Below are 1,551 nucleotides of genomic sequence, written 5' to 3' on the forward strand. Positions count from 1 at the left end.
AACGCGAACGAAACAACTCATCGGCAGGCAACTGCTCGGCGGCAGGACGGCGTGTACGCATGGGCGAAAACTGCCAGAAACCAGTTCGTAGAGTAACGAAAACTGGCAATTCCAGCACACCTAAAACGCAGGTTAAGCCTTGCAATGGATGCAGCCTGGGGGTTTTTCAGGGGCGACTCAGTACACGCTCAACCTGATCGTGACCGACTATGCTGGCCACCCTGACAGCGTGATGCTGCCGCTGCTGGAATGGGTGCAGGTCAATCAGTCAGAGCTGCTATCCAACCCGGCGCGCCGTGGCGACATCGCCTTCGAGGCCGACATCCTCGCCAACGATGCGGTGGATCTGTCGATCAAGTTGCCGCTCACCGAGCGCGTGGTCGTGACGGCGAAAGATGGTGGTGGCTATGACATCACCCATGCACCCGAGCCGGTGATTGATCCCACATGGATGAGCTGACCGCGCTGGAGACCTGGGCCGCGCCACTGCTGGCCCGCCTGCAGCCGGGCGAACGCCGCACGCTGGCCCGCAAGATCGGAACGGAACTGAGGCGCTCGCAGAGCCAGCGCATTGCTCGGCAGGTAGCACCTGACGGCATGCGATACGCGCCGCGCAAACAGCAGCTGCGGAGTAAGGCCGGTAGGGTCAAACGCAAGAAAATGTTTGTCAAGCTGCGGCAGGCCAAGTTCATCAAGGTCAGCGCCAATCCCAACCAGGTGAGCATTGGGTTTGTGGGTCGTGTGTCTCGCATCGCACGCGTGCATCAGGAAGGAATGAGCGGAAAAGTACGCAAAGACGGCCCAACCGTACGTTACGAAAGACGTGTACTGCTTGGCTTCTCATTCGCTGATCGCCAGCTGGTGCACGACCTGCTCCTTGATCAACTCGGCGCGCGACCATAGCAGCGTGCTAAGCAGCCCCAAACGCACTGGGCGTTCGACAGCTTTGATGCGGTCAATAAAAAATAGCTAGCGTTAACAAGAATTATTGCTTAAGAGCAAACGGTGCAGCCGCGTGACAGGGTGTTATCTTCAACCACTTTCTTAACGCTGGATTATTAGGCTGCCTCACACGGTCTAAATAAAACAAAAAAAGTGGGGCATCCTTTTCGGGCCCCACTCTTTAATCCAACTTGTTACGAAAATTTAGACTCCTTTTATGGGTCGTTCTTATGGATTGGCCCAACCGTAACAGTTCCTCCTCCAATCGGGGTACCGCCGCTACCCATCCCTGAAAAGCCACCACCTCCACCACCAGTAGCCCTCCCCTCGCCGCCGCCACCACCGCCACCTCGTGGTGGATTCCTGACCTGTGGCACAGGAGGAGCACCCAGATAATTACCGGAGTAGTTGTATGTATAAGTCACACAAGCAGAGCCGTTGCAAACAGTAACGGTATCTCCCGGATGCATATCGGTGTACACTAGGGCCTGTTAACACATCCGAAGCCCATCAACGACTAGGACGAAGCTGAGGAATCCAAGGAACATGACATCCAGCTTCTCGAAGCGCGAGAAAATCCGGCGGTAGCCTTTCAAGCGACGGAACAGT

The 1,551-nt window shown here is 56.2% G+C and carries 1 protein-coding gene and 2 pseudogenes; 2 read left to right on the forward strand and 1 reads right to left on the reverse strand.

What is annotated here, in order from left to right:
- Positions 1-160: 160 nt before the first annotated feature.
- Positions 161-460, forward strand: a pseudogene (locus F7R02_RS25235) (phage tail protein); the annotation flags it as partial.
- The gene (locus tag F7R02_RS25240) at positions 448-903 is read left to right on the forward strand and encodes a phage virion morphogenesis protein (RefSeq protein WP_078589803.1); all 456 of its coding nucleotides are present in this window, start codon (positions 448-450) and stop codon (positions 901-903) included. The pseudogene F7R02_RS25235 and the gene F7R02_RS25240, both read left to right, overlap by 13 nt.
- A gap of 530 nt (positions 904-1,433) precedes the next feature.
- Here F7R02_RS25240 and F7R02_RS25250 read toward each other — a convergent pair.
- Positions 1,434-1,551 (reverse strand): annotated as a pseudogene (locus F7R02_RS25250) (IS5-like element ISCARN85 family transposase); the annotation flags it as partial.

The sequence above is a fragment of the Xanthomonas cissicola genome, assembly GCF_008801575.1.
GTDB classification, from domain to species: Bacteria; Pseudomonadota; Gammaproteobacteria; order Xanthomonadales; family Xanthomonadaceae; genus Xanthomonas; species Xanthomonas cissicola.

Excerpts from the sequence above, each read along its gene's own strand:
- F7R02_RS25240 (WP_078589803.1), top strand. The coding sequence starts at position 448 with ATGGATGAGCTGACCGCGCTGGAGACCTGGGCCGCGCCACTGCTGGCC.